Source organism: Streptomyces sp. NBC_00425 (genome assembly GCF_036030735.1).
Lineage (GTDB): Bacteria > Actinomycetota > Actinomycetes > Streptomycetales > Streptomycetaceae > Streptomyces.
On the sequence record NZ_CP107928.1, the window covers coordinates 3,026,781 to 3,049,270 of the forward strand.

16 protein-coding genes and 1 pseudogene are annotated in these 22,490 nt (G+C 71.0%); 4 read left to right on the top strand and 13 right to left on the bottom strand.

Translation table 11 applies throughout. The annotated features are described in order from the left end of the window. Positions 1-48: 48 nt before the first annotated feature. The 3 genes from OHS82_RS12650 to OHS82_RS12660 all read right to left on the bottom strand — a co-directional run bounded on the left by OHS82_RS12650 (position 49) and on the right by OHS82_RS12660 (position 5,534). Positions 49-1,680: a DUF4192 domain-containing protein gene (locus OHS82_RS12650; protein WP_370444072.1), complete on the bottom strand. Its 1,632-nt coding sequence runs from the start codon at positions 1,678-1,680 to the stop codon at positions 49-51. A 310-nt stretch (positions 1,681-1,990) separates the two neighbouring features. After that, the gene (locus OHS82_RS12655) at positions 1,991-3,229 is read right to left on the bottom strand and encodes a nitroreductase/quinone reductase family protein (protein ID WP_328433883.1); all 1,239 of its coding nucleotides are present in this window, start codon (positions 3,227-3,229) and stop codon (positions 1,991-1,993) included. 145 nt (positions 3,230-3,374) lie between these two features. Continuing rightward, on the bottom strand, positions 3,375-5,534 hold the full coding sequence (locus OHS82_RS12660) for a RecQ family ATP-dependent DNA helicase (RefSeq protein ID WP_328433884.1): 2,160 nt from the start codon (positions 5,532-5,534) through the stop codon (positions 3,375-3,377). Between the two features lie 325 nt (positions 5,535-5,859). Between OHS82_RS12660 and OHS82_RS12665 the strand changes: the two genes are divergently transcribed. Then, complete coding sequence (locus OHS82_RS12665; RefSeq protein ID WP_057575394.1) at positions 5,860-6,480, top strand: hypothetical protein; 621 nt, start codon at positions 5,860-5,862, stop codon at positions 6,478-6,480. A gap of 539 nt (positions 6,481-7,019) precedes the next feature. On the opposite strand, the gene OHS82_RS12670 is transcribed toward OHS82_RS12665, so the two are convergent. The 3 genes from OHS82_RS12670 to OHS82_RS12680 form a co-directional block, all read right to left on the bottom strand. Beyond that, a complete protein-coding gene (locus OHS82_RS12670; protein ID WP_079041011.1) occupies positions 7,020-7,652 on the bottom strand; it encodes a hypothetical protein in 633 nt (210 codons plus the stop codon). Positions 7,653-7,719: 67 nt separating this feature from the next. Beyond that, positions 7,720-8,421 carry a ribonuclease HII gene (locus OHS82_RS12675; protein WP_057575388.1) on the bottom strand — a complete coding sequence of 234 codons (702 nt, stop codon included), beginning with the start codon at positions 8,419-8,421 and terminating at the stop codon, positions 7,720-7,722. A gap of 105 nt (positions 8,422-8,526) precedes the next feature. Further along, positions 8,527-9,150 carry a TetR/AcrR family transcriptional regulator gene (locus OHS82_RS12680; RefSeq protein WP_057575386.1) on the bottom strand — a complete coding sequence of 208 codons (624 nt, stop codon included), beginning with the start codon at positions 9,148-9,150 and terminating at the stop codon, positions 8,527-8,529. Between the two features lie 235 nt (positions 9,151-9,385). On the opposite strand from OHS82_RS12680, the gene OHS82_RS12685 reads away from it, so the two are divergent. Beyond that, positions 9,386-10,933, top strand: a complete 1,548-nt coding sequence (locus OHS82_RS12685) for an MFS transporter (RefSeq protein WP_057575384.1) — start codon at positions 9,386-9,388, stop codon at positions 10,931-10,933. Positions 10,934-11,276: 343 nt separating this feature from the next. Here OHS82_RS12685 and OHS82_RS12690 read toward each other — a convergent pair whose 3' ends face one another. The 3 genes from OHS82_RS12690 to OHS82_RS12700 all read right to left on the bottom strand — a co-directional run bounded on the left by OHS82_RS12690 (position 11,277) and on the right by OHS82_RS12700 (position 13,611). Then, entirely contained in the window at positions 11,277-12,182 is a 906-nt protein-coding gene (locus tag OHS82_RS12690) for an ADP-ribosylglycohydrolase family protein (RefSeq protein WP_057575382.1), read from the bottom strand. Continuing rightward, positions 12,179-12,856, bottom strand: coding sequence for a histidine phosphatase family protein (locus OHS82_RS12695; protein ID WP_057575380.1), 678 nt, complete (start codon positions 12,854-12,856; stop codon positions 12,179-12,181). Before OHS82_RS12695 ends, OHS82_RS12690 begins: the two co-directional genes overlap by 4 nt. Positions 12,857-13,005: 149 nt before the next feature. Further along, a complete protein-coding gene (locus tag OHS82_RS12700) occupies positions 13,006-13,611 on the bottom strand; it encodes a YdbC family protein (protein ID WP_057575377.1) in 606 nt (201 codons plus the stop codon). Between the two features lie 159 nt (positions 13,612-13,770). Between OHS82_RS12700 and OHS82_RS12705 the strand changes: the two genes are divergently transcribed. After that, on the top strand, positions 13,771-14,304 hold the full coding sequence (locus OHS82_RS12705; RefSeq protein ID WP_057575376.1) for a TerD family protein: 534 nt from the start codon (positions 13,771-13,773) through the stop codon (positions 14,302-14,304). Between the two features lie 94 nt (positions 14,305-14,398). On the opposite strand, the gene OHS82_RS12710 is transcribed toward OHS82_RS12705, so the two are convergent. Beyond that, positions 14,399-17,299, bottom strand: a complete 2,901-nt coding sequence (locus OHS82_RS12710; protein ID WP_057575374.1) for a vitamin B12-dependent ribonucleotide reductase — start codon at positions 17,297-17,299, stop codon at positions 14,399-14,401. A gap of 164 nt (positions 17,300-17,463) precedes the next feature. Next, the gene (gene nrdR, locus OHS82_RS12715) at positions 17,464-18,051 is read right to left on the bottom strand and encodes a transcriptional regulator NrdR (protein ID WP_057576192.1); all 588 of its coding nucleotides are present in this window, start codon (positions 18,049-18,051) and stop codon (positions 17,464-17,466) included. Between the two features lie 689 nt (positions 18,052-18,740). Between nrdR and lexA the strand changes: the two genes are divergently transcribed. Then, entirely contained in the window at positions 18,741-19,520 is a 780-nt protein-coding gene (gene lexA, locus OHS82_RS12720; RefSeq protein ID WP_057575372.1) for a transcriptional repressor LexA, read from the top strand. Positions 19,521-19,657: 137 nt separating this feature from the next. Here lexA and OHS82_RS12725 read toward each other — a convergent pair whose 3' ends face one another. Both OHS82_RS12725 and OHS82_RS12730 read right to left on the bottom strand, forming a co-directional pair. After that, on the bottom strand, positions 19,658-21,640 hold the full coding sequence (locus OHS82_RS12725; RefSeq protein WP_057575369.1) for an ATP-dependent DNA helicase: 1,983 nt from the start codon (positions 21,638-21,640) through the stop codon (positions 19,658-19,660). A gap of 258 nt (positions 21,641-21,898) precedes the next feature. Continuing rightward, a pseudogene (locus tag OHS82_RS12730) lies at positions 21,899-22,459 on the bottom strand (GNAT family N-acetyltransferase); the annotation flags it as partial. Positions 22,460-22,490: the final 31 nt, after the last annotated feature.

Below are 22,490 nucleotides of genomic sequence, written 5' to 3' on the forward strand. Positions count from 1 at the left end.
CTCGCCCGGCACTCCGGTGCCCGCGCCCGGCGATGCCGCTCCGGCCCCTCACGACCTGCCGGGGGCGGTGTCACCGTCGGATCGTGCGCCTTCGGGGCGGGTGCCACGACGCCGCGCGGAGGCCTTGCCTGCGGGGCGTGGCCGGGACTGGCCCCGGCCGGCCGCAGCGCGACGGGCGGGATGCGGCTTCTGTGGGTGGGTGCGGGGTGCTCGCGCCGCCGGAACGCCGCTTGCCGGTTCCGTCCCCGGGAGCGGGGCTGCGGGCCCCTCCCCTGCTTCCGGTCCCGCCCCGGTTTCCCGCACAGCCCCCGTTTCCGCTTCCTTCCCCGTTTCCGGCGTCTGCCGCCATGTCGGGTTCTCTCCTGTTTCCGGCGTCTGCCGCCTTGTCGGCTTCTCTCCCGCTTCCGGCTTCTCTCCCGCTTCCGGCGTCTGCACCGCTGTCGGCGTCTGTACCGCCTCCGCCTCCCGTTGCACCTGCTCCCGGGTTACCTGCTTCCGGGTTGCCTGCTCCCGGGTTGCCTGCTCCGGGTGCGCCTCCTCCCCCGTGCCGGGTGCCGTGGGGTGCGCGCGTCCCGTGCGTTCGGCTCGGAGGCAGCGGCGTACCGACTCGGGGTCGAGGCCTTCGTTGCAGGCCTGGTGCAGGAGGCGGGCGAAGAGATACCCGGGGTCGGCGCCCAGGGCCATCGCCAGGGCCTCCCTGGCCTCGAGCTCGTCGCCGCTCGACCAGGCCACCCAGCCGGCCAGGGTGAGGGGCGCCGCCGCGTGTTCGCCGTACGGTCCGACACAGCGGCGGGCCAGCGCGCGCCACAGACGCAGCGCCGGGGCGGCCTCGTCGCCCTCCATCCACTCCGCCGCCCGGTCGCGCGTCATCCGGTCCTGCAGGCCGAGGATCAGAGCGGCGGCTTCGTCCGGTCCGAGCAGTACGTCGTCCCGGCGGTCGGCCGCCAGGGAGCCCGGCACGGCCGGCGCCTCGGCGAGGCGCCGCATGACGTGCCGAGCCAGTGCGAGCGTCTCGTCGGCCACCGACGTGCGGCTCGCCTCGTCGAGGATCCGCGGGACGAGCGCCAGGCCCGCGGTGTCCAGGGCGATCTCCTGCTCCAGGGCGACGGCGGTCTCCAAAGGCTGCAGCCGAGCGCGCAGTTCGCGCAGGGTGCCTCGGACCTGGATGCCGGCGTAGGTCGCGGCCGCGGCCAGGACGGAGGTCCCGGGCAGTCCCATCGGCACGCCCTCGACCGGGCAGCAGCCCTGGCCCGCGCAGCAGTACGACCAGAAGCGGCCGTCCGCGATGCAGAGCGCCTCGATCACCGGAACATCGAGACGCCCGCACGCCACCCGCAGTTGTTGGGCCAGTGGCTGCAGCCGTTCCATGGTCCGACGGCCCGTCTCGCCCCTCGCCGGTTCCTGGCAGAGGTAGGCGACCATCTGCGCGGGGCGGGCGCCCCGGCGCTCACCGCCCGTCACCAGCCCTCGCGCCAACTGGTCGGCGACGGCCGGCCAGTCGTCGGGATTCGCGGGGATGCCGAGCCTGGCCCGGCCGCCGAACCGGCCCCGCCCGCCCTCGTCGTGCAGGGCGACCAGGACGATGCTGTCCTCCGGCCGGTAGCCGAGCAGGTAGGGCAGAGCGTCGGCCAGTTCCTCCGGGGTGCGCAGGGTGACCTGGTGAACGGCGGCACCCCACACCTCCTGACCTCCCTCGCCCGGGTCATGCCCTTCCGGGTCATGCCCTTCCCGGTCATGACCCTCCCTGTCAGGTCCTTTCCCGTCAGGTCCTTTCCCGTGTCGCCCGTCCCGACGATCGCCCTCCCCTCGACGTCCCTTGCCGTCGGGGGCATCCGGCCGCCCGACCTCTGCCCAGTCGGTAATGTCGCTGTTTTCGGGGGTTCCCGTGGCTTCGCTGTGGTTCGTCATGCCCCGACGATCTCGCGGATCGCAAAGTTGCGCTCAGCCTGTGGATAAGTCAGGTCGGAGACATGTCAGCCGAGCCGCTCGGTCAACCGACGTGCGGAGCCGGCACCGTCGCGTTGAGCGCGGTGACGATCGTCTCCTCCTCGTAGGTGAAGTGGTTCTCGAGCCGGTCCGCCAGCCGCTCGAGCTCCTCCCGCAGCCGCCTCGGGTCGGACTCGCCGGGGACGAACCCGTCCACGAGTCGCCGGATGGCCTCCTGGGCTCGGGCCACCGCCTTGTGCTCGTCCCCGAGCTGGGCCAAAGCCGGTGCCAGGGCGGGGAACTGTTTCGCGAGCGCCGGGAACACGGCCATGTCCTCGCCGCCGTGATGCTTTGTCAGCGCGCCGCAGAAGTCGAGGCAGTGGGTGCGCATCTGCCGGGCGAGGTCCGGTGTGGTCCGCTCGATCCTCTCGGCGCTGCCCTCGACCAGCCGATCGGCCTGTTCGCGCAACGTCTTCAGCTCGTCCCGCAGCCAGTCGTGCACCTCGACGATCCAGTCGCCCATCCCTTTGACCCGTTCCGCCCCGGGCACCGGGCCGATCCGGTGCAGCACGATCACCGGGATCTCCCGTGACGTCCGGGCCTGATGGTCGGCGTAGCCAGGCGCCTCCTCGACCACGCGGCCGAAAAGCTCGTCGCGCTCTCGGCCTTGCGGAACGGCCGCGATCGCCTGGTAGGTGTCGGCGCCGGTCTCCACCGTCACGATCGGGTTCCTGCGGATGTTGTGATACCAATCGGGGTGTTTGTCGGCGCCGTTCGCGGAGGCGACGACGACGCCTTTCCCGTCGAATTCGAGATACCCCAGGATGCTTTCGCGGCGCAGGCCGGTCCTGGCCCCGACGGTCGTCAACACGGTCAGGGTCCAGCCTTCGAACATGCCGCCCAGCCTGCCCTCGTTGGCGCGAAACTCGGCGATGACCCCACGCTGGAATTCATGGACGTCGAAGCCCGTCCAGTCCCCCGCTTGCTCCTGCCAGGCCTCGGCTTGCTCATTTCGCCGCCCGGCCTGCTCATTTCCCCACTCGGCCCGCTCATTTCGCGGCCCGGGCTGCTCGTTCCGCCGTCCGACCTGCTCCTGCCGCGTCCCGGCCCGTTCCTCGCTCATGCGCTGCCTTTCGGTGTCGGCTGATCGCAGAGAGACAGCCACGCCACCGGAAATCGACACACGAATGCCCCGCATACCTACGCAGTGAAAATGGGCGCAGCAATCCCCGGGTGGGATCGACGAGCTGCGAGAGACGGAACGGTGCCGATCTCTGTAATGGCGAGTAGCCGCTACCTCCATGCGTAGGCCCATACGGGGCTCGGCAAAACCGTAACACCGCGCCCATGCGCCCGGCAACGTTCATTCGGCGTTCCGCCTGCCGGGCAAACGGCTCTCACCGAAAGGGAAGTCGGGTCCTCGCGCAGAGGAGCATGGCCGGGAAGGCTCAGCCCGCGGTGGCGAGCACCAGCGGGAGGACCTCTCCCCCGCCCGCCCGGCGCAGCAGCCGCGCCGCGACCGCGAGGGTCCAGCCGGAGTCGGTGAAGTCGTCCACGAGCAGAACCGGCCCCGCAGACCCCGCCAGGGCCTCGGCCAGCTCGTCGGAGACGGCGAACGCACCGGACAAGGCCCGCACGCGCTGAGCGGAGTTGCTGCGCCGCGCCGCGTGCGCGCCGCCCGGACCCGCGTAGGTCAGCACACCGAGGAACGGCAGCCGGCCGACGGTCGCGATGCCCTCGGCGAGGGAGCCGACCAGCCGCGGGCGGGACAGGGACGGCACGGCGACGACTCCGACCGGACGGGCAGCGGCGTCCGGGCCGTTCGTGGCCCAGCCCTCGGGAGAGCGCGCCCAGTCGGCGAGCACCGCCACCGCCGCCTTCAGGACGTCGTCGGGAACCGGCTGGTCAGGGGCGTTGTCGGCCAGCAGCGGGCGCAGCCGGTTTCCCCAGCCGATGTCCGAGAGTCGTCCCAGAGCCCGCCCGGCGCCGCACTGCTCCTTGGCGGGGATGCGGCCCTTCAGCTCGACGCCCAGGGCGGGCAGCCCCGTCGGCCACATCCGGCGCGGCTCGACCTCCACTCCCGGACGGTCCAGCTCCCTCGTCGCGCCGGTCAGCGTCTCGGCCGAGACCGTCGCGTCGGCCCAGGGGCCCGCACAGTTGTCGCACCGGCCGCAGGGCCGGGCGCCCTCGTCGTCCAGCTGCCGGCGCAGGAACTCCATCCGGCACCCCGACGTGCTCACGTAGTCGCGCATGGCCTGCTGTTCCGCGGCCCGCTGCCGTGCCACCCACGCATAGCGCTCGGCGTCGTACACCCATGCGGCGCCCGTGGACGTCCAGCCGCCCTTGACCCGCTTGACCGCGCCGTCGACGTCCAGCACCTTGAGCATGGTCTCCAGTCGGCTGCGCCGGAGATCCACCGCCGTTTCCAGGGCCGGCACGGACAGCGGCCGTCCGGACTCGGCGAGAGCCGCGAGAGTCTGCCTGACCTGCGGCTCGGGCGGGAACGCGGTGTCGGCGAAGTAGCGCCAGATGGCCTCGTCCTCCTTGCCCGGCAACAGCAGCACGTCGGCGTGGGCCACGCCGCGGCCCGCGCGCCCCACCTGCTGGTAGTAGGCGATCGGCGAGGACGGCGATCCGAGATGGATCACGAAGCCCAGGTCGGGCTTGTCGAACCCCATGCCGAGCGCGGAGGTCGCCACCAGCGCCTTGACCCGGTTCTCCTGCAGGTCGGACTCGGCCTGCAGCCGGTCGGCGTTCTCCGTACGGCCCGTGTAGGACGCCACCTCGAAGCCGCGCTGCCGCAGGAAGGCGGTGGCCTCCTCGGCCGCGGCGACGGTGAGCGCGTAGACGATGCCGGAGCCCGGCAGCTCGTCCAGGTGCTCGGCGAGCCAGGCCAGACGGTGCGCAGCGTCCGGCAGCCGGACCACGCCCAGCCGCAGGCTCTCGCGGTCCAGCGCGCCGCGGAGCACCAGGGCCTCACCGCCGCCGGTGCCCAACTGCTCGGCCACATCGGCCGTCACCCGGGCATTGGCCGTCGCGGTGGTGGCCAGCACCGGTACGCCGGGGGCGAGTTCGGCGAGCATCGCCCGCAACCGGCGGTAGTCGGGCCGGAAGTCGTGTCCCCAGTCGGAGATGCAGTGCGCCTCGTCGACCACCAGGAGACCGGTCGTCGACGCGAGCTTGGGCAGCACCTGGTCGCGGAAGTCGACGGAGTTGAGACGTTCGGGGCTGACCAGGAGGACGTCGGTCTCGCCGCGCTCGACCTCGTCGTAGACGGTGTCCCACTCCTCCGGGTTGGCCGAGTTGATGGTGCGGGCCCGGATTCCGGCTCGCGCCGCCGCCTCCACCTGATTGCGCATCAGCGCCAGCAGCGGCGAGACGATCACCGTGGGACCTGAGCCGCGGCGGCGCAGCAGAGCGGTGGCGACGAAGTACACCGCCGACTTGCCCCATCCGGTGCGCTGCACCACCAGGGCCCGCCGGCGCTCCCGCACCAGGGCCGCCACCGCCTGCCACTGGTCCTCCCGCAGCCGTGCGGCGCCCCCGGGGGCGCCGACGAGCTCGGCGAGGATGGCGTCGGCTTCGGTGCGCAGCTCCAGATCGTCCATGTCTCCATGCAACCCGATGGCAGTGACAATCAGCCACTTCACTCAGCGTGACGGCGGTCTCGCGATGGGTCCGACGGGGCCCGTGAGCCGGACTGGAACGGTGGGTTCAGGCGTCCTGCCGCGAATCACCGGGTAGGGATATAAGTCACTCGCCACCATATAACGGTCGGCAGTCCCAATTGCTCGTTGCCGCATCCAAGTTCGGAAGGAAGAATTGAGGTCCGCTCCCCGCACGGATCACCCGTAGTCCGCTAGGGCTCTGCTGCGGCGTGCGCTCCCCCTCATCCGCCCCGCCCGTCTGTGGGCCGTAGCCGAAGGGAGGATCGTGACCTTCGGATTCGCTCCGTCCTCGGCGGCATCGTTGTCGACGAACACGTCCGCCACTTCCGCCAACCGTTTGCTCGAGCCTGCCGAATGGGCCTCGGCCGGCATCCCGCTGCTGCGCAGTCCGCGGGAGGTCGTCAGCGGGCTGCACTCACGGCACCGGCCGGGGCCGGCCACCGCGATCGTGGCCGTGCTCGATCCGGACGAGCGGGTACGGGCGAGCGCCTCGTTCACCCGGCGTCAGGCCTCGACCGACGGCTGGATGTACCGCAACGCCCTGCTCGCCCAGCTGCGCCGGGTCATCCCGCACGACCTGCGGCGCCGCACCCCCGTGCGCACCGCTGTGCTGCTCTACTGCCGTGACGGCGACGCGCGCTGGACGGAGGAGGACGGCGCGTGGATGTGGGGCCTGCGGGACGCCTGCACGCTGCACGGGCTGCGCTGCGGGGCGTACATCACGCTGACCCGGGACGGCTGGCAGGTCCTCGGCGAGGGCCGGGGCGGCCGACGGCCCAACGCCGACTCGGCCCCCGAGCCGTTCGCGCTCTCCGAGGCGCCGCCCCCACTGCCGCGGACCGGCGGCGCCGCCTCGGAGGTCCTGCGCCGCGCTGCCGCCCGCTGACGCACGGACGGCCGCCCCTTGAGGGCGACCGTTCGCCGGGCGGTCGTGGTGCCCACGCCATGGAGGCGGGAGCCGTCGGCCGTCGTCTCGCTGATCCCCGTGAGCGCCCTGGCGATGCCCCGCCGGACGACCCCGGGGGACGTTCTGCGGGCCGGGGGGCCGGTCAGGACGATCACCACGAGGGTGCCCCCGTCAGGCCACGCGGACGTCCCGATCTCGCCCGCAGCAGTCGGACGACCGCTCATGGGACGCAGGATCTCCGGTCACCCGGCGCGGGGGCCACGGGCCGCCCGCCTCAGGTCCAACGCCGGCCGCAGGTCCGACGCCCGCCTCAGGTCCAACGGCCGCCCGCAGGTCCGACGCCCGCCCGCGTCGGGATCGCCGACGCGATCGGCCGGGAGCGTGCGCCGGCGCCCGGGATACGCCACAGAGGCGTCGCAGCACGACGCCTCTGTGAAGCCGACGCGCCCCAGGGCGCACTCACCCGGCACCCGGCGCGCACCCGGCGGCCCGTTGGCCCGTGGGGCCGCCGGAGCGGATCAGACGCCCGCGCCCAGCACCGCGTTGATCTGCTGGGGGTCGCCGCAGCAGATCAACAGGGCGCCGGCCCGGGCACGAGCCAGCGGCAGCGCCGCGGTCAGCGTGTCATCGCCGCCGTTGACGGCGACCACGACCACCGGGCGCACGCCCGCACGGCCCGCCACGGCGGCGTCGGCGTAGAAGACGTCGTCGCCTGCGTCGTGCTGCGCCCAGTAGGGAGCTTCACCGAAGGAGAGCTCGTGGGCGGCCCAGGGGTGCTGCTCGCCGGTGGTGATCACCAACACGTCCCCCGGGGCGCGGCCCGACTCCAGGAGGAGGTCCACGGCCTCCTCGGCGGCGTCCAGCGCGCCCTCGGCCGAGGCCGGGATCAACTGGACCTGGGGAGCCGCCGAAGTGGTAGCGGCGGCGGGGGAAGCCGGGGCCGACGGCCCGGGCTTGACTGCCCCGTCACGCGGCGCGCGCTGCGCCGGCGGCGTGGGCCGGAGGGGTCCGGGACGACCGGGACGCGACGGAGCCGCGGGACGGGGTCCGGGTACAGGTCGGGGGGTCGGTGCGGTGCGGCCGCTGGCCGGAGTCGCGCGGGGACCCTGGGCACTCTCGTGAATCTGAGGCTCCTCGGGAATGAGAGGCATGAGCTGTTGTTTATCAAACGCCGGCACGGCACGCGCCAGCGGGTGGAACATCAGGGGGCCGGAGTCGTCAGAAGTCGAAGCCGAGTTGGCCTTCGATCTCCGGAGCGCTCCCGTTCGCCCAGCTGCGGGCCTTCTTGAGGTGCCGCCACTGGGGCAGCGCATCAAGATACGCCCACGACAACCGGTGGTACGGGGTGGGGCCCCGCTCCTCCAGTGCGGCCTTGTGCACGGGCGACGGATAGCCGGCGTTGTCCGCAAAGCCGAAGTCTGCATGGTCGATGCCCAGTTCGGCCATCATTTTGTCGCGCTGAACCTTGGCGATCACCGAGGCCGCGGCGACCGCCACGCACGACTGGTCACCCTTGATCACCGTGCGGACCTGCCACGGAGCGCCGAGATAGTCGTGCTTCCCGTCGAGGATCACCGCGTCCGGCCGGACCGGGAGAGCGTCCAGCGCGCGCCCGGCGGCGAGCCGCAGCGCGGCGGTCATCCCCAGATCGTCGATCTCCTCCGGGGAGGCGTGACCGAGCGCGTGCGACGTCACCCAGTCGAGCAGCACCGCGGAGAGCGCTGTGCGTCGCTTGAGGGTGAGCAGCTTGGAGTCGGTGAGGCCCGCGGGCGGTCGGCGCAGCCCGGTGACCGCCGCGCAGACGGTGACGGGTCCGGCCCAAGCGCCGCGGCCCACCTCGTCGACACCGGCAATGATCTTCGCTCCGGTCGTGGCGCGAAGGGAGCGCTCGACGGTGTGAGTAGGTGGTTCGTACGGCATGGCGTCCTCAGGTTACGCCGACCGGATCCCGGAGCGACACCCCGGTATGCCCCGGCCGTCGCCGGGCCGCGGCATCAGCGGGTTCCGGCGTCGGCGCGCCGCCTTTCAGGCCGCGTCCGGCCGCAGCAGAGGCAGCATGAGCTGGTCGATCATCTCGTCGAGATCACGGTCGTTCCATTCGCACGCGCACATCTTGGAGCGGTACATCATGATGGCCGGGATGACGTCGAAGACATAGCTGTTCGCCGCATCGGGCCGCACCTCCCCCCGTTCGATTCCCCGGCTGATCACCTCGTGCAGCAGTTCGACGGTGGGCTCCACCACGCCTTCGAGGATCAGGGCCTGGAAACGCACCGCCTGGGACGGATCGCACTCGTGAATCACCGAGCGCAGCGCGAAACCCGGGCGGGAGTACATCGCGTCCCGCGCGGTGCGGCACAACGCCACCAGGTCCGCCCGCACACTGCCCAGATCCGGCACACGGTCGAACCTGGGCAGTCCGGCCCGCAGGGCGTCGGCGACGAGGTCCTCCTTGGACGGCCAGCGACGGTAGACGGCCGCTTTGCCGGTCTGGGCGCCGGCCGCGACGCCCTCCATCGTGAGGCCGTTCCAGCCGACCGTGCCCAACTGATCCAGCGCGGCATCGAGAATCGCACGTTCGAGCACGGCGCCGCGCCGGCGGGGAGAGGCCGCCTGAGCGGGGGCGGCCGTCCAGCGCGAAGTAACCATCTGACTTTCTCCAGCGAGCAGTAGGAGCGGGGATTACGGGTGAAGCGGGGATGGCAGGTGAAGCGGGGAGCGGGGTGGGGCGAGGCCGAGCAGGCGAGGCCCCGTGGGATCGCGGCGGGGGACACGCCCTGAGGCGACGCCGCGAGTGAACGCTTGCGTTCACTACCGAGGACTCACTACCGTTGACGCGCCAGTGAACGCCAGCGTTCACTAACGCTCTTGTGGGGGACCCATCGTGACGACCTCTCAGTTGATCCAGAAGCAGAAACCGGGTGCGGCCCGCCGGGCGGGACACCCCGGCATCGCGCTCACCGTCATCGCGGCCTGCCAACTCATGGTGGTACTCGACGCGACGATTGTGAACATCGCACTCCCGCACATTCAAGACGCGCTCAAGTTCAGCACCACCGACCTCACCTGGGTGGTCAGCGCCTACACGCTCACCTTCGGCGGGCTGCTGCTGCTCGGCGCCCGAGCGGGCGACATCCTCGGCCGGCGCCGGGCCTTCATGGCCGGCATCCTGATCTTCACCTTCGCCTCGCTGCTGGGCGGACTGGCCCAGGAGCCCTGGCAGTTGCTGGCCGCACGGGCCCTGCAAGGCGTCGGCGGCGCCATCGCGTCGCCCACCTCGCTGGCGCTCATCACCACGACGTTCCCCGAGGGCCCGGAGCGCAACCGGGCCTTCGGCGTCTTCGCGGCGGTCTCCGCGGGCGGCGGCGCCATCGGACTGCTCGCGGGCGGCATGCTCACCGAATGGCTCGACTGGCGCTGGGTGCTGTTCGTGAACGTGCCCATCGGGGTGCTCATCGCCGTCGTCGCGCCGCTGTACATCAACGAGTCCGAGCGGCATCCCGGTCGCTTCGACATAGCGGGCGCACTGACGTCGACGGCCGGTATGGCTTCCCTGGTCTATGCCTTCATCCGCGCGGCCGAGGAGGGATGGCGGGATGGCCTGACCCTCGGCGCGTTCGCGGCGGCGGCGATCCTGCTGATCGGCTTCGTGTTCACCGAACGGCGGGCCAAGGAGCCGATCACCCCGCTGAAGATGTTCGCCGACCGCAACCGATCCGGCACGTACGTGATCATGCTGAGCCTCGCTGCCGCCATGTTCGGCATGTTCTTCTACATCGTGCTCTTCGTGCAGAACATCCTGGGGTACAGCCCGATCAAGGCCGGTCTGGCCTTCCTCCCGGTCACCGTCGCCATCGCGGCGGGCGCGGGCCTGTCGCAGCGCTTCCTGCCGGTGCTCGGCCCCAAGCCGTTCATGCTCGTCGGCTCCGCGCTGGTGGCGATCGGACTCACCTGGCAGGCGTTCATCACTCCGGACAGCTCCTACGCGGGCGGGGTGCTCGGGCCCATCCTGGTCTTCGCCTTCGGCATGGGGCTCAACTTCGTGACGGTCACCGTCACGGCGGTCTCCGGCGTCGCTCCGCACGAGGCGGGCGCGGCCTCCGGGCTGCTCAACGCCACGCAACAGGTGGGCGGCTCGCTGGGTTTGTCCATCCTGACGACCGTCTTCGGGTCCGCGAGCAAGGGCGAGGCGGAGAAGCAACTGCCCCGGTTCCTCGCGGACGGCACCGCGGAACAGAAGGCGGAGTTCGCCAGGACGCACCAGTTGCCCGCCCCCTGGGGGCACGAGGTGCTCGCCCACGGCATCTCGACGGCGTTCGTGCCGGCCGCCGCCATGGCGGCGCTCGCTCTGGTGACGGCCTGGTTCGTGATCCGGGTCCGCAAGAGCGACCTGGAAGCGCTGTCCGGTACGGCGGGTCCCGCGGTGGGGTGACCGTACGGCCGCACGGGCCGCCCCGGGAGCGCCACCGCCTGCCACAGCGCAGCGACGGTCGCTCCGGAGGCGGCCCTGTCGCCGGCCCCGGGACCTCGACATGATCACGAACAGCGTCACCAGCGCGAACCTCACACCCACCACACCCACCCCCTGGATCACCCCCGGCTCCGGCTCCGGCTCCGGCCCCCGGCCCGGGCCCTGGTTCGGACACCGGCACCGGCTCGCATACGTCACGCCGTGGACTTCGCACACGTCGCGCAGCGATATCCGGACAACGCCGGACGGTCACGCAGAGTTCCCATCGGGCACGGAGAGTCTCCGTCGGCCGAAAGGCCGCTCGTCAGGCGGTGGTGGGCAGCCACTCCGGGAGTGCCTCGACCTGCCGCGTCCAGGCGGCCGGCGGCGTTCCCGCCTTCCCGCCGGCCAGGATTCCGCCCACGATGGCGCAGGTCGTGTCCACGTCCCCGCCGACCTGCGCGGTCGTCCAGAACGCTGCCTCGAAGTCGCCGAGGGCGCGGGCGGCCGACCAGATCGCGAAGGGGACCGTGTCATGGGCCGACGTACGCCGTCCGCAGCCGAGGACGGCCGCGACGGTGGCCGCGTCGGCGTAGTCGAGCATGTCCCGGGCGCGACGCAGCCCGGCGCCGACGGCGCTCTTCGGCACGAGGGCGACGACGCCGTCCAGCAGCGCCTCGGCGCTGGGCGGGCCTCCGGGGGCGGCCGCCAGCGCGGCGGCCGCGGCGACGGCCATGGCCCCGACCACGGCTTCCCGGTGCTGGTGCGTGGGATAGGCCGAGATCTCGGCCTGATGGGTCGCCTGCTCCGGGTCGTCCGCGTACCAGGCGCCGAGCGGGGCGACGCGCATCGCGGCGCCGTTGCCCCAGGAACCCTGTCCGTTGAACAGGGCGGCCGACAGCTCACGCCAGTCCGCGCCCTCCCTGACGAGCCGCAGCAGTCGGTTGACGGCGGGGCCGTACCCGCGGTCGAAGTCGTGGTGCTCCGCGAAGGAGCGGGCCAGGGCGTCCTGGTCGATGCGGTGGTGGGCCGCCAGTACGGCGGCGACGGAGCACGCCATCTCGGTGTCGTCCGTCCACTGCCACGGTCCGGGCGGCGGCTCGCGGCGCTGGAGCAGTGGGAAGTTCACCGGAACGAAGAACTGCGAGCCCAGCGCGTCGCCCACGGCGAGACCGCGCAGACTGGCGAGGGCCCGGTCGAGGCGCCCTGCGGGCGAGGAATCGGCTGTCATCTCTCTGCCACTCTATCTCCGGTGATTCCGTACGGCTCCGGCTCCCGCCAGCGGTTGAACGGCAGGTCGAGGGTGTATTTGCCGTCGTCGCCGAGAACGAGCATCCGCATCTCGGCGTTCCCGGGATTGGCGAGCGACTCGAAGTCGGCGACCGTCCAGTGGAACCAGCGCATGCAGAACAGCCGCATCGCCAGCCCGTGGGTCACGAGGAGCACGTTCGGAGGATGATCGGGGGCCTCGAAGCTGCGGAACAGGCTCTCCAGGAAGCCCCCCACACGGTCGTAGACGTCAGCGCCGCTCTCGCCCTGCGCGAAGCGGTAGAAGAAGTGTCCGTAGGCGTCCCGGTAGGTCTTCTGCAACTGGACGTCGTCGCGGTCCTGCCAGTTCCCCCAGTCCTGCTCGCGCAGCCGGGGCTCCTCCCGTACGCGTATGAGCTCGGGGTCGAGGTGGAAGGCCCGGAGGGTCTCGTGCGTACGCCGGTAGGGGGAGACGTACACGCTGACCTGCTCGCGGCCGAACACCTCCCGCAGGTGCTTTCCGGTCTCCTCCGCCTGCCGGCGGCCCCGCTCCGTCAGGCCCAGGGCATGATCGGGTTCTCGCTCGTAGACGGTGTCATCAACATTGCCCGTCGACTCGCCGTGCCGGACAAGGACGATGCGCCGTGGTCGTGCCATGCCAAGACCCTAGATCGACCGACGCCCGATCGAGCACTCCGACGGCCTCCATACGGCGTAGGTCACACCGATCCCGCGCCGGAAGGCGCATGACGGCGTACGTCCCCACCCCCGTGCTGCGGGCTCAGGGCGTCCCCTGTGCTGCGGGATCAGACCGTCCAGGCCGGCTCGAGTTCGACGATGTCACCGGTGAGGGAGGCGATGTCCGCCTCCGTCTGCGCACGGAGGGCGAGCCGCTCCACCCGCTCGGTGCGGTACTTGCCGTGCTCGGCCTGCGACCTCCACATCGACAGCACCAGGAACTCGTGGCCCGGCGCCTCGGCGAACATGCCCCGGATCATGCCCGGCGAGCCGGCCATGGCCGGGTTCCAGACCTTCTCCTGCATCAGCGTGAAGTGCTCGGCGCGTTCCTCGTGGACCCGGCACAGGGCCACCCGCACCACGTCGGAGTCGGTGAAGCGGGGCTCGAAGCCGGTCTTCACGTCGAAGCGGTAGTCGAACAGCCGTGCCTGTGCGTCCTTGAACGTGCCCGCCTGAGCTGTCGCCAGCCGGTCGTGGGAGCGTGCCATGAAGGAGTCGTAGAAGGCGCGGCTCTCCCAGAAGGCGAAGACATGCGCGACGGAGGGCCGTGCCCTGCTCCAGCCCCCGCCCTGCCCCCGGAACCCCGGCTCCCCCAGAAGCCCCGCCCACTTTCGCTGTCCCCGTTCGAAACCGCGGCGGTCCACCACGGTGCAGCGAATCCACTTGACCAGCACCGCGCCATGGTAAGGCCACAGGGCGTGGCGTTGGTCACTCTCCGGGAGAGAGCAGGCCTGCGACGGCGCACTGCGCGTGGCAGGATGGACAACCGGCCCTGGCGGCCGAGCAGTTCGGGGTGACGGCAGACAGACGGGGAAACGGGGAGGGGAAGTCCGGTGAGCGGACTCAACAAGGGCATCCGCAAGATCGAGATGTCGCTCAAGTGGGACCCGAGCCCGGCGGGCCGGCCGCCCACCGACCTGGACATCGTGGCCGCGACGTATCTGGCGGACGACCCGCAGGGCGAGCCTGCCTACGTGGTGCACTTCGACAGCCGCTCCCCCGACGGCACGATCTATCTCAACCGGGACAGCAAGGACGGCAAGGGCTTCGGCTGGGACGAGGTCATGACGCTGGAACTCGACCGTCTGGACGCGCGGTACGCGCGCGTGGTCATCGGCGTCGTCATCCAGCAGATCCAGGAGCACCGCACGTTCGTCAGCGTGCTGAACCCTGCCTTCCGTATAAGGGAGGGCTACACCGTCCTGGCCGAGGACGACTTCGGCGACGTCCTCGGCGCGACGGCGGCGACGGTCGCGGAGTTCGTCCGGGAGACGTCCGACAGCTGGTCGTTCCACTCCGGTGTCCAGGGCTTCGAGGACGACCCGTCGACGTTCACGCGGATCATGGGCCGGATGCGCCGCCCCTGACCGCGAGCCGGGCGCGAAGACGCCGAGGGCGGCGGAGCCGGACATCGGCTCCACCGCCCTGACGAGCTGGATCAGTTCCAGCGGACTTGCGACGTCAGCTGCAGCCGCTCGTGGACCCGCAGCCCTCGCAGATGTAGCAGGAACCCGCGCGCTGCATCTTCGTGCCGCAGGAGAAGCAGAGCGGGGCGTCGGCCTGGATGCCCAGCTGCATCTCCACCAGTTCGGCGCTGGTGTGGACCTGCTTCGGGGCGGGCTCGACGGCCTCGACCTCGGCCTTCGGCGTGGCGACGGCCTTGAGGTCCGTCTGACGCGGGGCGGACTGGGCCAGGCCCTCGACGTCCACGTTCTCCTCCTCGAAGGTCGGCTCGTACGAACCGGTCTCCAGGTGGCGCTGGCGCTCCTCGGCGGAGTGGATGCCGAGCGCGGAACGCGTCTCGAACGGCAGGAAGTCGAGCGCCAGACGCCGGAAGATGTAGTCGACGATCGACTGCGCCATCCGCACGTCCGGGTCGTCGGTCATGCCGGCCGGCTCGAAGCGCATGTTGGTGAACTTCGAGACGTAGGTCTCCAGCGGCACGCCGTACTGAAGGCCCACCGAGACCGCGATGGAGAAGGCGTCCATCATGCCGGCAAGGGTCGAGCCCTGCTTGGACATCTTCAGGAAGACCTCGCCGAGACCGTCGTCCGGGTAGGAGTTGGCGGTCATGTAGCCCTCGGCGCCGCCGACCGTGAACGAGGTCGTGATGCCGGGACGGCCCTTGGGCAGCCGCTTGCGGACCGGGCGGTACTCGATGACCTTCTCGACCGCGGCGCGGATCGTCTCCTCGGTCTTCTCCGTGACCTCGGTCTTCTCCTTCTCCTTGGTCTTCGCGGAGAGGGGCTGGCCGACCTTGCAGTTGTCACGGTAGATCGCGAGGGCCTTGACGCCGAGCTTCCAGGCCTCGAAGTAGATCTCCTCGACCTCCTCGACGGTCGCCGTCTCCGGCATGTTGACCGTCTTGGAGATCGCGCCGGAGATCCACGGCTGGATCGCGGCCATCATGCGGACGTGGCCCATCGGGGAGATGGCGCGCTCGCCCATGGCGCAGTCGAACACCTCGTAGTGCTCGTGCGCGAGACCGGGAGCGTCGATCACGTTGCCGTTCTCGGCGATGTGGGCGACGATCGCCTCGATCTGCTCCTCCTGGTAGCCCAGGCGGCGCAGGGCCTGCGGCACGGTGCCGTTGACGATCTGCATCGAGCCGCCGCCGACCAGCTTCTTGAACTTGACCAGGGCGAGGTCGGGCTCGACGCCGGTGGTGTCGCAGGACATCGCCAGGCCGATGGTGCCGGTCGGGGCGAGCACGGACGCCTGAGAGTTACGGAAACCGTTCTTCTCGCCGAGGCGCAGCACGTCCTGCCAGGCCTCCGTGGCGGCGGCCCACACCGGGGTGTCCAGGTCGTCCATGCGGACGGCCGTGGCGTTGGCGTCGGAGTGCTGCTTCATGACGCGGTTGTGGGCGTCGGAGTTGCGGGCGTAGCCGTCGTACGGGCCGACGACCGCGGCCAGCTCGGAGGAGCGGCGGTAGGCCGTGCCGGTCATCAGGGACGTGATGGCGCCGGCCAGCGAGCGGCCGCCGTCGGAGTCGTACGCGTGGCCGGTCGCCATCAGCAGGGCGCCGAGGTTGGCGTAGCCGATGCCGAGCTGGCGGAACGCGCGCGTGTTCTCGCCGATCTTCTGGGTCGGGAAGTCCGCGAAGCAGATGGAGATGTCCATCGCGGTGATGACGAGCTCGACGACCTTCTGGAAGCGGTCGGCGTCGAAGGACTGGTGGCCCTTGCTGTCGTCCTTGAGGAACTTCATCAGGTTCAGCGAGGCGAGGTTGCAGGACGTGTTGTCCAGGTGCATGTACTCGCTGCACGGGTTCGACGCGGTGATCCGGCCGGACTCGGGGCAGGTGTGCCAGTTGTTGATCACGCCGTCGTACTGGATGCCCGGGTCGGCACAGGCCCACGCGGCCTCGGCGAGCTTGCGGAACAGCGCCTTGGCGTCGACCTTCTCGATGATCTCGCCGGTCATCCGGGCGCGCAGGCCGAACTCGGTGCCGTTCTCGACGGCCGTCATGAACTCGTCGTTCACGCGGACGCTGTTGTTGGCGTTCTGGTACTGGACGGACGTGATGTCGTCGCCGCCCAGGTCCATGTCGAAGCCCGCGTCGCGCAGGGCGCGGATCTTCTCCTCCTCCTTCACCTTGGTGGCGATGAAGTCCTCGACGTCCGGGTGGTCCACGTCGAGGACGACCATCTTGGCCGCGCGACGGGTGGCGCCGCCGGACTTGATGGTGCCGGCGGAGGCGTCGGCGCCGCGCATGAACGAGACCGGGCCGGAGGCGTTGCCGCCCGAGGAGAGGAGCTCCTTGGAGGAGCGGATGCGGGAGAGGTTCAGGCCGGCGCCGGAGCCGCCCTTGAAGATCATGCCCTCTTCCTTGTACCAGTCGAGGATCGACTCCATGGAGTCGTCGACGGCGAGGATGAAGCAGGCGGAGACCTGCTGGGGCTGCGGGGTGCCCACGTTGAACCAGACGGGGCTGTTGAAGCTGAAGATCTGGTGCAGGAGGGCGTACGCCAGCTCGTGCTCGAAGATCTCGGCGTCGGCGGGCGAGGCGAAGTAGCTGTGGTCCTCGCCGGCCTTCCGGTACGTCTTCACGATGCGGTCGATCAGCTGCCTGAGCCCGGTCTCGCGCTGCGGGGTGCCGACGGCGCCCCGGAAGTACTTGCTGGTGACGATGTTGACCGCGTTCACCGACCAGAAGTCGGGGAACTCGACGCCACGCTGCTCGAAGTTGACCGAGCCGTCGCGCCAGTTGGTCATGACGACGTCACGGCGTTCCCAGACCACCTCGTCGTACGGATGAACTCCGGGGGTGGTGTGGACACGCTCGATACGCAGGCCCTTGGTGGTCTTGGAGCCCTTGGCTCGGGAACCTCGCGCCGGACCGCTCGCCGTCTCTGTCATGCCGCCTCCCTCTGCGGGCGAAAACGCCCTGAAATGCCACGTTGTTCCCGTGACACGTTGTTCTGTCTGGTGCTGCGGGCGTCCACGCGCCACCGCCCACAGCAGGTCTTCGTCCGCCGCCGCACCGGCCGCCCGGACTCGCGAGTCCGGTTCCGGCCCGTCGGTCAGTCGGTGGCGTGGGCGGGCTCGGGGACCTGTACGGCCCCCGCCGGCCCGCCGCCGTCTTCCTGGCTCCCCGCGACGGCTCCTGTGTCGTCCTCGGCCCGGGCGTCGTCCGCGCGGTCGTCGTCGTCCGCGTCGAACCCTCCCGGCCCGCGCCTGAGTTCTGCGACGGCGGCCTCGAAGTCCTCGAGCGAGTCGAACGCCCGGTAGACGGAGGCGAACCGCAGATAGGCGACGAGATCGAGTTCCTGCAGCGGACCGAGTATGGCCAGCCCCACGTCATGGGTGGTCAACTCGGCGCTTCCGGTGGCCCGCACCGCTTCCTCGACCCGCTGGCCGAGCTGAGCGAGAGCGTCCTCGGTGACCGGCCGCCCCTGGCATGCCTTGCGCACGCCGTTGATGACCTTCGTGCGGCTGAACGGTTCGGTGACCCCGGACCGCTTGACCACCATCAGCGAGCACGTCTCCACGGTCGTGAACCGACGGGAGCAGTCAGGGCACTGACGGCGCCGACGGATCGACGTGCCGTCGTCCGTGGTCCGACTGTCGACGACACGGCTGTCGGGGTGCCTGCAGAAGGGGCAGTGCATGAACTCCAACCCTCCTCACAGCAGACTCCATGGCCTCGCCAGGCCTCACGGGCCCCTCGAAGCAGCCCCAAGCATAGGGGATCCATGAGCATCCGAAGACACCGGGGACCACAACTTCTGGGCCGCTGCCGTCATCCAACCACTAGATGTAGGGATTGGCTCATACAACCAGGCCGTATCGCGTGTCGCGTCGACGATCTCACCGCACGCGTTCCGACGGTCACGCCGAGCACCCGGGAACGCCCACGCAGCGCCTGTCGTCCGCATGCCCGCCGGACGCACGCCCACACGCGCCCACGGCACTCACGGCCGCCGCACACGTGACGTCGCGCGCGCCCGACGCACGCACGCGCGTGCGGCCGTATCGCCGGGGTGCGTACGGCGATACCGTGAGCGCGGCAAGGAGGAGCGGTGGGACTCTCGCGCAGAGCGGGGCCCGTTCCTGATCCACGGGGGGCCGGATGGCAGACTGGGGCCACGCCTCACAAGGTCATCGACTCCGGCGGTGAAGAGTACAACAACGGGTTCGTCGGCCGCCTCGGCCCTCCGCCGGGAAGCCGGGTCAGCCATACACCCCGACACGTGATCAAGTCAGGCGATACGCGCTTTTTCACTCGAACGTGTGTTTGGCGCAACCTTTCGAAAGCCACTACCGTTGTCCAGCAGGGAGACAACCGAGAGGGGCCGACGTGACCACCACCGCAGACAGTGCCACCATCACCGCCCAGGACCGCTCCCAGGGCCGACTCGAGCCGGTGCATGCGATGAACGAAGCCATGAATCCCGAGGGACACAAGCGTTCCCTGCCGGGCCGACCTCCAGGCATCCGCGCGGACAGTTCGGGACTCACGGACCGGCAGCGACGGGTGATCGAGGTCATCAGGGATTCCGTCCAACGGCGCGGCTACCCGCCGTCGATGCGGGAGATCGGCCAGGCGGTCGGCTTGTCCAGCACCTCCTCGGTCGCACACCAGCTGATGGCACTGGAGCGCAAGGGCTTCCTGCGCCGTGACCCGCACCGCCCGCGCGCGTACGAGGTGCGGGGCTCCGACCAGGCGGCCTCCGTGCAGCCCACGGACACCGCGGGCAAGCCCGCCGCGTCGTACGTCCCGCTCGTCGGGCGTATCGCCGCCGGCGGTCCGATCCTCGCCGAGGAGTCGGTGGAGGACGTCTTCCCGCTCCCGAGGCAGCTGGTCGGCGACGGCGAGCTGTTCGTGCTGAAGGTCGTCGGCGACTCGATGATCGAGGCCGCTATCTGCGACGGCGACTGGGTCACCGTGCGCCGCCAGCCCGTCGCGGAGAACGGCGACATCGTGGCCGCGATGCTGGACGGCGAGGCCACCGTGAAGCGCTTCAAGCGCGAGGACGGCCATGTGTGGCTGCTCCCCCACAACGCCGCCTACGAGCCGATCCCCGGCGACGACGCGACGATCCTCGGCAAGGTGGTGGCCGTACTCCGCCGCGTCTGAGCACGGCGACGGACGGGCCTTCCCCGTCCCCCTGACTGGGCCCCGGGATCCCTGCGCCGGTTCCGGGGCCCTGTGCTGCGCCCGGGCCCGTCGCGGGCCCGGGTCCTCGACGGGCCCGGGCCTTCACCGCCCGGGCTCTATTCCGTCTCTGCCTCCGCCTGCTTCGCCTTCGCGTCGATCGCCGTCAGCGACCTGCGGACCTGCTGGGGATCCGTGGTGTACCAGAAGTCGGGCAGGGACGCCTTGAGATAGCTGCCGTAACGGGCCGTCGCCAGCCGCTGGTCCAGCACGGCGACGACGCCGCGGTCCCCCGACGCCCGGACGAGGCGGCCCGCCCCCTGCGCCATGAGCAGTGCCGCGTGCGTGGCCGCCACGGCCATGAAGCCGTTGCCTCCGGCTTCCTCCACCGCCTTCTGGCGTGCGCTCATGAGGGGGTCGTCGGGGCGCGGGAAGGGGATCTTGTCCATGACGACGAGCTGGCAGCTGGGGCCGGGGACGTCGACGCCCTGCCAGAGCGACAGCGTGCCGAAGAGACAGGTCTGCGGATCCGCCGAGAAGTTCTTGATCAGCTCGCCGAGCGTCTCCTCGCCCTGGAGGAGGATCGGGAACTCGGGGATGCGCACGCGCAGTTCCTCGGCGGCGAGCTGCGCCGCACGCATGGAGGAGAAGAGGCCGAGAGTGCGGCCGCCGGCCGCCTGGATCAGTTCGGTCAGCTCGTCGAGCATGTCGGCGCGGTCGCCGTCCCGCGCCGGGCGCGCGAGGTGTTTGGCGACGTACAGAATGCCCTGTTTGCGATAGTCGAAGGGCGAGCCGACGTCGATGCCCCTCCACTGCGGGACGTCCTCCCCCTGCGTGCCCTCCGGGGCCAGCCCCATCGAAGCGCCCACGCCGTTGAAGTCGCCGCCCAGCTTCAACGTCGCCGAGGCGAGGGTGACGGAGCGGTCCGTGAAGAGCTTCTCCCGCAGCAGGCCCGACACCGACATCGGGGCGACGCGCAGGGACGCGCCGAAGCGGTCGTGCCGCTCGTACCAGACGACGTCCCACTCGGATCCGTTGGTGATCCGCTCCGCCACGTCGTGCACCGACTCGACCGAGGCCAGCGCCTGTTTGCGGACCGCGTCCTCGTCCTGGACGGACTTGTCGCGGGTCGATCCGATGGCGGAGATGACGGTCCGCGCGGCGTCGCGCAGCGCCATGAGCGCGTAGCCGAGATCCTCCGGGATCTCCTCCAGACGGCCGGGCAACGCCAGCTCCATCAGCCGCTCGAAGCCCTCGGCGGCCGTCTGCAGCTGGTCGGCGGCCTTCTCGTCGACCAGTTTCGCCGCCCGGCGTACGGCCCGGTTGACCTGGCCGGGGGTGAGCTCACCGGTCGCGACGCCGGTGACCCGGGAGACCAGTTCATGCGCCTCGTCGACGATCAGCACCTCGTGCTGCGGGAGGACGGGGGCGCCCTCGATGGCGTCGATGGCGAGCAGGGCGTGGTTCGTGACGACGACCTCGGCCAGTTTGGCGCGCTCGCGGGCCATCTCGGCGAAGCACTCGGCGCCGTACGCGCATTTCGTCGCCCCCAGGCACTCCCGGGAGGAGACCGAGATCTGCGCCCAGGCCCGGTCGGACACACCCGGCGTCAGATCGTCGCGGTCACCGGACTCGGTCTCGTCCGACCAGTCCCGCAGTCGCAGCAGGTCCTGGCCCAGTTTGCTGGTGGGCGCGGCGGCCTCGAACTGGTCGAAGAGGCCTTCCTCCTCGTCCTGCGGGACGCCTTCGTGGAGTCGGTGCAGACACAGGTAGTTCGATCTGCCCTTGAGCATCGCGAACTCCGGGCGGCGGCGCAGCAGGGGGTGCAGCGCCTCGACCGTGCGCGGCAGGTCCCGCTCCACGAGCTGGCGCTGCAGGGCCAGCGTGGCGGTCGCCACCACGACGCGCTCCCCGTGGGCGAGCGCGGGCACGAGGTAGCCGAGCGACTTGCCGGTGCCGGTGCCGGCCTGGACCAGCAGATGGGAGCCGTCGTCGATCGCCTCGGCGACGGCTTCGGCCATGGTCACCTGGCCGGGGCGCTCCGTGCCGCCCACGGCGGCGACGGCGGCATGCAGGAGTTCGGGGAGTGAGGGCTTCGTCATAGCGCGACCACCCTACGGCGCGGCACTGACAATCGGGCGGTCGAGGCGGACGGGAGGGAAGGGATCAAGACGGTGGCCTCTCGCTGCGGGGAGGTGAGGCGGACGAAGGTGAGCGGGTCGGGACGGGAAACGACCGGCCGACGATCAACAGGCGACCGCACCCGACCGCCGAAGAGCATCGAAGACCGATGGGGACAGGTGCGGGCCGGTGAGGACAGGTGCGGGACGGTGAGGGCGAGCGAAGAGCGGTGAGGGGGCTCACAGCAGATCACGCAGGCTCCGGTCCCGGACCATGAGGGCGGCCCGTTTGGCGGGAAGGTCGAGCTCGGTGCAGAACCGGAAACCGGCGCTCAGGAACGCGGCGACGGACGGATCGTTGCGCAGGTCGGGCTCGGCGACCACCCGGGCACAGGCAGGCGAGCCGGCCAGGACGAGATCGGCGACGGCGCGCAGCAGCAGGCTCCCGAGACCACGGCCCCGGTCGGCGGCACCGCCGATGAGCAGATGGATACCGGTGTCGTACGGCCGGGCCGGGTAGTGGCCGGCCAGCGGATCGAGATCGGCCCGGTAGATCTCCCAGTAGCTCATGGGCCGCCCCTCCAGCACACCGAGGCACGGGACGCTGCGCCCGCCGTCGGCGAGTTGTTCCCGCAGGTGTCGCGCGGTGACGCGGTGGGGCCCCGCCAGTTCCCAGAACGCCGCGACGGCGGGGTCGTTCATCCACCAGCCGACGAGGGACAGGTCCCGCTCGAGGCGCACCGGGACGAGGCGGAACGCACCCACGGGCGTCCGGGCGACCCCCCAGTCACCGACACCGAGCGCGGGGACGGCGGCGGGGACGGGGCGGGCT

What these genes read in the sequence shown, in the direction of transcription:
- OHS82_RS12655 (WP_328433883.1), bottom strand. Translation starts at nt 3,229, where the DNA reads ATGGAGGTAGCGGCTACTCGCCATTACAGAGATCGGCACCGTTCCGTC.
- OHS82_RS12660 (WP_328433884.1), bottom strand. Translation starts at nt 5,534, where the DNA reads ATGGACGATCTGGAGCTGCGCACCGAAGCCGACGCCATCCTCGCCGAG.
- OHS82_RS12670 (WP_079041011.1), bottom strand. Translation starts at nt 7,652, where the DNA reads ATGCCTCTCATTCCCGAGGAGCCTCAGATTCACGAGAGTGCCCAGGGT.
- OHS82_RS12675 (WP_057575388.1), bottom strand. Translation starts at nt 8,421, where the DNA reads ATGCCGTACGAACCACCTACTCACACCGTCGAGCGCTCCCTTCGCGCC.
- OHS82_RS12680 (WP_057575386.1), bottom strand. Translation starts at nt 9,150, where the DNA reads ATGGTTACTTCGCGCTGGACGGCCGCCCCCGCTCAGGCGGCCTCTCCC.
- OHS82_RS12690 (WP_057575382.1), bottom strand. Translation starts at nt 12,182, where the DNA reads ATGACAGCCGATTCCTCGCCCGCAGGGCGCCTCGACCGGGCCCTCGCC.
- OHS82_RS12695 (WP_057575380.1), bottom strand. Translation starts at nt 12,856, where the DNA reads ATGGCACGACCACGGCGCATCGTCCTTGTCCGGCACGGCGAGTCGACG.
- OHS82_RS12710 (WP_057575374.1), bottom strand. Translation starts at nt 17,299, where the DNA reads ATGACAGAGACGGCGAGCGGTCCGGCGCGAGGTTCCCGAGCCAAGGGC.
- nrdR (WP_057576192.1), bottom strand. Translation starts at nt 18,051, where the DNA reads ATGCACTGCCCCTTCTGCAGGCACCCCGACAGCCGTGTCGTCGACAGT.
- OHS82_RS12725 (WP_057575369.1), bottom strand. Translation starts at nt 21,640, where the DNA reads ATGACGAAGCCCTCACTCCCCGAACTCCTGCATGCCGCCGTCGCCGCC.